This is a genomic window from Streptomyces fuscigenes, assembly GCF_021556455.1.
Lineage (GTDB): Bacteria > Actinomycetota > Actinomycetes > Streptomycetales > Streptomycetaceae > Streptomyces > Streptomyces fuscigenes.
This window is the reverse complement of record NZ_JAKGCV010000304.1, coordinates 1-6,779: the sequence shown is the minus strand read 5'-3', so window position 1 is coordinate 6,779 and position 6,779 is coordinate 1. Positions and strand designations below refer to the sequence as shown.

General features: G+C 76.6%; 5 protein-coding genes. 4 read left to right on the top strand and 1 reads right to left on the bottom strand.

The annotated features are described in order from the left end of the window. Positions 1-174: 174 nt before the first annotated feature. Positions 175-1,275: an amidohydrolase family protein gene (locus L1885_RS20695; protein ID WP_235798661.1), complete on the bottom strand. Its 1,101-nt coding sequence runs from the start codon at positions 1,273-1,275 to the stop codon at positions 175-177. Positions 1,276-1,418: 143 nt separating this feature from the next. On the opposite strand from L1885_RS20695, the gene L1885_RS29430 reads away from it, so the two are divergent. The 4 genes from L1885_RS29430 to L1885_RS20670 are packed head-to-tail and all read left to right on the top strand — an operon-like array spanning position 1,419 to position 6,753. Continuing rightward, positions 1,419-4,133: an aminotransferase class V-fold PLP-dependent enzyme gene (locus tag L1885_RS29430; protein ID WP_372481988.1), complete on the top strand. Its 2,715-nt coding sequence runs from the start codon at positions 1,419-1,421 to the stop codon at positions 4,131-4,133. After that, a complete protein-coding gene (locus L1885_RS20680; protein WP_235798660.1) occupies positions 4,123-4,953 on the top strand; it encodes a polysaccharide deacetylase family protein in 831 nt (276 codons plus the stop codon). The genes L1885_RS29430 and L1885_RS20680 overlap by 11 nt, the downstream gene beginning before the upstream one ends. Next, positions 4,950-6,113 carry a glycosyltransferase gene (locus L1885_RS20675; RefSeq protein WP_235798659.1) on the top strand — a complete coding sequence of 388 codons (1,164 nt, stop codon included), beginning with the start codon at positions 4,950-4,952 and terminating at the stop codon, positions 6,111-6,113. Before L1885_RS20680 ends, L1885_RS20675 begins: the two co-directional genes overlap by 4 nt. Further along, complete coding sequence (locus L1885_RS20670) at positions 6,085-6,753, top strand: YveK family protein (RefSeq protein ID WP_235798658.1); 669 nt, start codon at positions 6,085-6,087, stop codon at positions 6,751-6,753. Before L1885_RS20675 ends, L1885_RS20670 begins: the two co-directional genes overlap by 29 nt. Positions 6,754-6,779: the final 26 nt, after the last annotated feature.

The window sequence follows — 6,779 nt, the reverse complement described above, 5'->3', positions numbered from 1 at the left end:
GAGCCGGGCCGCGCCCCCGCCCCCGCCCCCGCGCGGTACTTCCGCCGTCGCCTCGCCCGTGCCGTACCACCGTCAACGCCGGGCCCCCGGCCGTACCACGGCATCGCTCCGCCGACCGCCGTTCGGGCCCCGGCCCGCACGGCACCGGCGAAGGTGACGCGCCCGGGCCCGCGCTCAGGCCACCACGGCGCCGTTCAGGACGACCCGGTGCGGCGCCGTCAGGACCCGGACGTCCGCCCGCGGGTCCTCCTCGAAGACCACGAGGTCCGCCGGCGCGCCCTCCTCCAGTACGGGGCGGCCGAGCCAGCGGCGCGCCCCCCAGGTGCCCGCGGACAGCGCGTCGAGCACCGGGATCCCGGCCGTGACCAGTTCCGCGATCTCCGCGCCCACGAGGCCGTGGCCGAGCGAGCCGCCCGCGTCCGTGCCCGCGTAGACGGCGATGCCGGCGTCGTACGCCGCGCGCACCGTCTCGTAGCGCCGCGCGTGGAGCCGCTCCATGTGGGCGGACCAGCGCGGGTACTTGGCCGCGCCGCCCGCGGCGAGCTGCGGGAAGGTCGCGATGTTCACGAGCGTGGGCACGATCGCCACGCCCCGCTCGGCGAAGAGCGGGATCGTGTCCTCGGTCAGCCCCGTCGCGTGCTCGACGCAGTCGATTCCCGCCTCCACCAGGTCGCGCAGCGAGTTCTCGGCGAAGCAGTGCGCGGTGACGCGCGCGCCGAGCCGGTGCGCCTCGGCGATCGCCGCCTCGACCGCCCCGCGCGGCCAGCAGGGCGTCAGGTCGCCGGCGTCGCGGTCGATCCAGTCGCCGACGATCTTGACCCAGCCGTCGCCGCGCACCGCCTCCCGCGCCACGTACGCGACGAGGTCGTCCGGCTCGATCTCGTGCGCGAAGTTGCGGATGTAGCGGCGGGTGCGCGCGATGTGCCGGCCCGCCCGGATGATCTTCGGCAGGTCGTCGCGGTCGTCGACCCAGCGCGTGTCCGAGGGCGAGCCCGCGTCCCGCAGCAGCAGCGCGCCCGCGTCGCGGTCGCCGATCGCCTGCTTCTCGCTGGTCGCGGCGTCGACCGGGCCGTGCGTGTCGAGTCCGACGTGGCAGTGCGCGTCGACCAGGCCGGGCAGCACCCACCCGGTGACCGTGCGCAGGTCGCGCACGCCCGCGGGCCGTTCGTAGGTGACCCGGCCGCCGACCACCCACAGCTCGTCCACGGCCTCGTCGGGCCCGAGGAGGACCCGCCCCCTCACGTGCAGTGCCGGCGCTGCCGTCCCATCGCTCATGGGAGCACTGTACGAGCCCGTGAGTACCCTCGTTCGAGAGGATTCGAGAAGATCGCAGAGATCGCAGACATATCGCAGAGATCGCAGACATACGGCCGGCGGACCCCGCCGCCGCCCCGAAGCACCCCGGAAAGAAGCCCGTCGTGACACACCCCTCGCCCGCCGCTCCCCCGCCGAACGCCCTGCTGGACCTGGCGCCGCCGACCGCCGCGGAGTTCGCGGCCGTGGAACGGCGGGTGGCCGCGCTGCTCGGCACCGGCAACGACGTGGTGATCATGCAGGGCGAGGCGCTGCTGCCGCTCGAGGGATGCGTGAAGGGGGCCGCCCGCCCGGGCTCGACCGCGCTGAACGTGGTCACGGGGCCCTACGGGCAGACGTTCGGCGGCTGGCTGCGCGACTGCGGCGCGCTCGTGCACGACCTGGAGGTGCCGTTCTCCGGCGCCGTCGGCGCGGAGGCCGTGGAGCGCGCGCTCGCCGAGCACCCGGAGACGGACTTCGTGTCCCTGGTGCACGCGGAGGCCGCCACCGGCAACACCAACCCGGTCGCGGAGATCGGCGAGGTCGTGCGGGCCCACGGCGCGCTGCTGATGCTCGACGCGGTGGCGTCCGTCGCCGCGGAGCCGCTGCTGCCCGACGCATGGGGCGTGGACCTGTGCGTGATCGGGGCGCAGAAGGCGATGGGCGGCCCGGCGGGCGTGTCCGCCGTGTCGGTGAGCGAGCGCGCCTGGGCCCGGCTGGCGGCGAACCCGAGCGCGCCGCGCCGCTCGTACCTCTCGCTGCTCGACTGGAAGGAGCGCTGGATCGACGCGGGCCGGCGCGCCCTGCCGCACGCGCCGGCGCAGCTGGAGATGGCGGCGCTCGACGCCTGCCTCGGCCGCATCGAGCAGGCCGGCCTGGCCTCCGTGCAGAAGAAGCACGCCCTGGCCGCGGCGGCGACGCGGGCGGGTGTGCTGGCGATGGGCGGGGGGCTCGTCCCGTTCGTGCGGGAGGCCGCTGCCGCCGCCCCGGTGGCGACGACGCTGCGCACACCGCCGGGGGTGGACGCGTCCGCGCTGGTGGCGAAGGCGCTGACGGCCGATCCCGGGCTTCCGCTGATCGCGGGCGGCGGCGCGCTCGCGTCGGAGATGATCCGCGTGAACCACTACGGGCCCGCCGCCACGGCGGGCGGGCCGGCGAGCGGTGCGTCCGCCGCCCCCGCCAGCGCCGAAGTCCCCCCGGCCGCGTCCGCCGTCCAGCCGGCCGCCCCCGCGAGCGCCGCGTCCGGCGGGCCCGACGCGTCCGTGCGCGAGGAGGCCGAAGGGGCCGGCGCCGGACGGCGGTTCGGCAGGGCCGCGCTGGTCACCGCCGTCCTGACCGCCCTCGGCGCGCTCCTCGGCCTCGTACGCGACCAGGTCATCGCGCACCTCTTCGGCGCGGGCGCGGAGTCCGACGCGTTCCTCGTGTCCTGGACCGTTCCCGAGGTGTCGTCCACGCTGCTCATCGAGGACGCCATGGCGCTCGTCCTGGTGCCGGCCTTCAGCCTCGCCGTCGCACGGGGCTCGGTGCGCGGGCTCGTGCGCCGGACGCTGCCGGCGATGTGCGTCGTCCTCGGGTGCGTGTCCCTGCTGGTGATCGCGGGGGCGCCCTGGGTCGTGGACGCCCTCGCGCCCGGCCTGCCCGATCACGACCTCGCCGTCGACTGCACCCGCGCCACCGCGACCTGCGTGTTCTCCTTCGGCCTCGTCGGCTACTTCAGCGCGGCCCTGCGCGCCCACTCCCGCTTCGTCGCGTCGGGCGCCATCTACGTGGCGTACAACGCCGGCATCATCGCGACCATGCTGCTGCTCCCGGCCCGCCTCGGGGTCCGCGGCGCGGCGATCGGCGTCGCCGTCGGCGGGCTGTGCATGGCGGCCCTGCAGGCGCCGTCCCTGTGGCGGCGGGTGCGGGAGGCGGCGCCGAGCCCTTCGGGCGGGGCGGTGCCCGGCGTGGGGGTCGCCCTCGTCGCGCCGGTCATCGTCTTCGCGCTCAGCCGGCAGGCGCAGGTCCTCGTCGAGCGCTTCCTCGCGGCGCCGCTGGACGCCGGAGCCATCTCGCACCTCAACTACGCGCAGAAGGTCGCGCAGTTGCCGATGACGCTGTCGCTGATGCTGTGCACGGTGACGTTCCCCGTCGTGGCGCGGGCGATGGCGGCGGGCGACACGGGCACCGCGCGCCGCCGCGTCGAGCGCGACCTCGCCACCGCCGCGGTCGTGGTGCTCCTCGGCACCGCCGTCGTCATCTCGTGCGCCCCGCAGATCGTGCACGTGCTCTTCCAGCGCGGCGCGTTCGACGCGGCCGACACCGCCGCCACCGCGTCCGTGATGCGCGTGTACGCGCTCGGCCTGCTCGGCCAGACGCTCGTCGGCGCGCTCGTGCGCTGCTACTTCTCCACCGCGCGGCCGCTGTGGTTCCCCGCGCTCGCGATGATCGGCGGCCTCGCGCTGACCACCGCGTCCGGCGCGGGCCTCGTACGGGTGTGGGGCGTCCTCGGCATCGCCGCCGCCAACGCGCTCGGCATCAGCCTCACCGCCGTCCTCCTGCTCGCCGGCCTCGCCCGGCGCGGCGTGCCCGTCCGCATCCCCCGTGTCGCGGCCGGTCTCGCCCGGCTCGCCGCCGCCGCGGTGGCCGCGACGGGGGCGGGCCGCCTGTGCGTGTCGCTGCTCCCGGCGTCCCCCGACCCGTACGCGGCCGTCGTCGCCGGCCCGCTCGCGGTGGCGGCGGTGTTCCTCGCCGTCTGCGCCCTCCTGCGCGCGCCCGAGGCCGACGCGGTCCTCGCCGCCGCGCGCCGCACCGCCCGTACCGTCCGCACCGTCACAGGAAGGCTCACCGATGTCCGTTGAGCGCCCGCCCGAAGGCCCCCTGTGGGCGGCCATGTACCACTCCGTCGCCGACCCGGCGCACGACCCCTACCACGTCACCGTGTCGCCCGACCGCCTGGAGCGCCAGCTGCGCCTGCTGCGGCGGCGCGGCCTGACCGGCGTGTCCATGGAGCGCCTGCTGCGGGCCCGCGCGGAGGGACGCGACGCCGGACTCGTCGGTCTGACCTTCGACGACGGCTATGCCGACTTCGCCACCCACGCCGTGCCCGCCCTGCTGCGCCACGGCTTCACCGCCACGGTCTACGTGCTGCCGGGCCGCCTCGGCGGCACCAACGAGTGGGACCCGCTCGGCCCGCGCAAGCCGCTGCTGACCGAGGACGGGGTGCGCGCCGCCGCCGACGCGGGCATGGAGATCGGCTCGCACGGCCTCCTGCACGTCGACCTCACCGACGCGGACGCCGTCGACGACGAGCGGCTCGCCGCCGAGACGGCCGGCAGCCGCCAGTTGCTGCGCGCCGTCACCGGCCGGGAGGTGACCGGCTTCTGCTATCCGTACGGGAACGTCGACGTGCGCGCGGTCGACGCCGTGCGCGCCGCCGGATACCAGTACGCGGTCGCCATCGACCCGGGGCAGCTCACGGGCCTGCACGCGCTGCCGCGCGTGCACGTCGGCCAGGAGGACACCTCCACCCGGCTGCTGCTCAAGCTCGCCCTGCACCGGGTGCGCCGCGAGCCCGTGCCGTACGGGCCCTACCCGGCGCGCCCCGCGTCCGGGGAGCCGGCCCGGGTGCCCGCGCCCGGTGCCGTCACCGCGCCGTCCCGGGAGGGCTCGGCGCAGTGAGGGTCCTGCACGTCATCACCGGCCTCGGCATCGGCGGCGCCGAGCAGCAACTGCGGCTGCTGCTGCGCCACCTGCCCACCGACCACGACGTCGTCACGCTCACGAACCCGGGCGCGGTGGCCGACGGGATCGTCGCCGACGGCGTCGACGTGCGCCACCTCGGCATGACGGGCAACAGGGACGTCGGGGCGCTGCCCCGGCTCACCGGCCTGGTGCGCCGCGGCGGCTACGACCTCGTGCACACCCACCTGTACCGGGCCTGCGTGTACGGCAGGTTCGCCGCGCGCCTCGCCGGGGTGCGGGCCGTCGTCGCCACCGAACACTCCCTCGGCGCCCGGCAGATCGAGGGCCGGCCGCTGTCCACGGGCGCCCGCGCGCTGTACCTCGCGGGGGAGCGGCTCGGCTCCGCGACCGTCGCCGTGTCCGACACGGTGGCGCGCCGCCTGGAGCGGTGGGGCGTGCCGCACCACCGCATCCACGTCGTGCCCAACGGCATCGAGGCCGCCCGCTTCGCCTACGACGCGGACGCCCGCCGCGCCACCCGCGACCGGCTCGGCCTGCCCCGGGACGCGTTCGTCGTCGGGGGCGTGGGCCGCCTCAGCCGCGGCAAGCGCTTCGACACGCTCGTACGGGCCGTCGCCGACCTGCCGGGCGCGCGCCTGCTGCTCGTCGGCGAGGGGCCCGAGCGGGACGCGCTGCTGAGCGTCGCCCGGCGGGCGGGCGCGGGCGACCGTGTACTGCTGACCGGTGCGTGCGAGGACCCGCCGGCCGGACCGGGCGCCCTCTCGCTGCCCGCGCTGCTGTCCGCCATGGACGTCTTCGTCTCGCCGTCGCCCGACGAGGCGTTCGGGCTCGCCGTGGTCGAGGCGCTCGCCGCCGGCCTGCCCGTGCTGCACGTGACCTGCCCCGCCCTGCACGACCTGCCCACGGAGGCCGCGCCCGGCGCGCGGCAGATCACCGGCTCCGTACCCGAACTGACCACCGAACTCCGCGCTCACCAGCGGCGCGGCACCGAAGGGACGCGGGAGCGCCTGCCCGCGCCGCGCGCCGCGCACCACTACGACATCGCGCGCAGTGCCGAGCGGCTGATGGCCGTCTACACCATCGCCACACGAGGAGCGAACAACCACCATGTCCGAGACATCAGCGCCGAAGCGTGAGCGGCCGACCCTCCTGGCGCGGCTGAAGCGGCTGCCCGGCTGGACCGTCGTACCGGTGGCCGCCGTCGCCGGCGTCGCGGCGGGCAGCGCCTACGGGCTGCTCGGCACGCCCGAGTACAGCGCGACCAGCTACGTCATCGTCGTGCCCGCCGACAAGTCCGACGCGGCGGCCGCGCTCGGCTACGCCACCGCGTACGGCCGTGTCGCGCAGCAGGTCGCGGTGCTCGGCGACGCGCAGGTGTGGGCCGGGGTGCCGGTCGCCCGCCTCAAGGAGCACGTGACGACCGCGACCTCGCCGGACGCCCCGATGATCTCCGTGACCGCCACCGACACCAACCCCACCACCGCGGTGAACATGGCGGACGGTGTCGCGCGCGCCCTGGTCACCAACGGCACGCACATGGAGGCCAGCACCAACGTGAAGGTGCTCCAGTTCTCGCGCGCCGTGAAGCCCGGCGCGCCCACGTCTCCGTCCACCCCGCTCGCCGCGCTCGTCGGCGGCTGCGCGGGCGGCCTGCTCGGCGCGCTCGCCCTGCTCGTACGGCCCGGCCGGCGCCGGGGACCGGAGGCGTACGCGGCGGTGCCGGGGCCCGCGACCTCCCTCGCGAACGGCCACAAGCCCCAGCCGGAAACGGTGTGATGACGACGGGACCCGCCACCGCGGGG

Bases quoted from the DNA above. Each gene is read 5' to 3' on its own strand.
- L1885_RS20670 (WP_235798658.1), top strand. From the start codon at position 6,085: ATGTCCGAGACATCAGCGCCGAAGCGTGAGCGGCCGACCCTCCTGGCG.
- L1885_RS20695 (WP_235798661.1), bottom strand. From the start codon at position 1,275: ATGAGCGATGGGACGGCAGCGCCGGCACTGCACGTGAGGGGGCGGGTC.
- L1885_RS20680 (WP_235798660.1), top strand. From the start codon at position 4,123: ATGTCCGTTGAGCGCCCGCCCGAAGGCCCCCTGTGGGCGGCCATGTAC.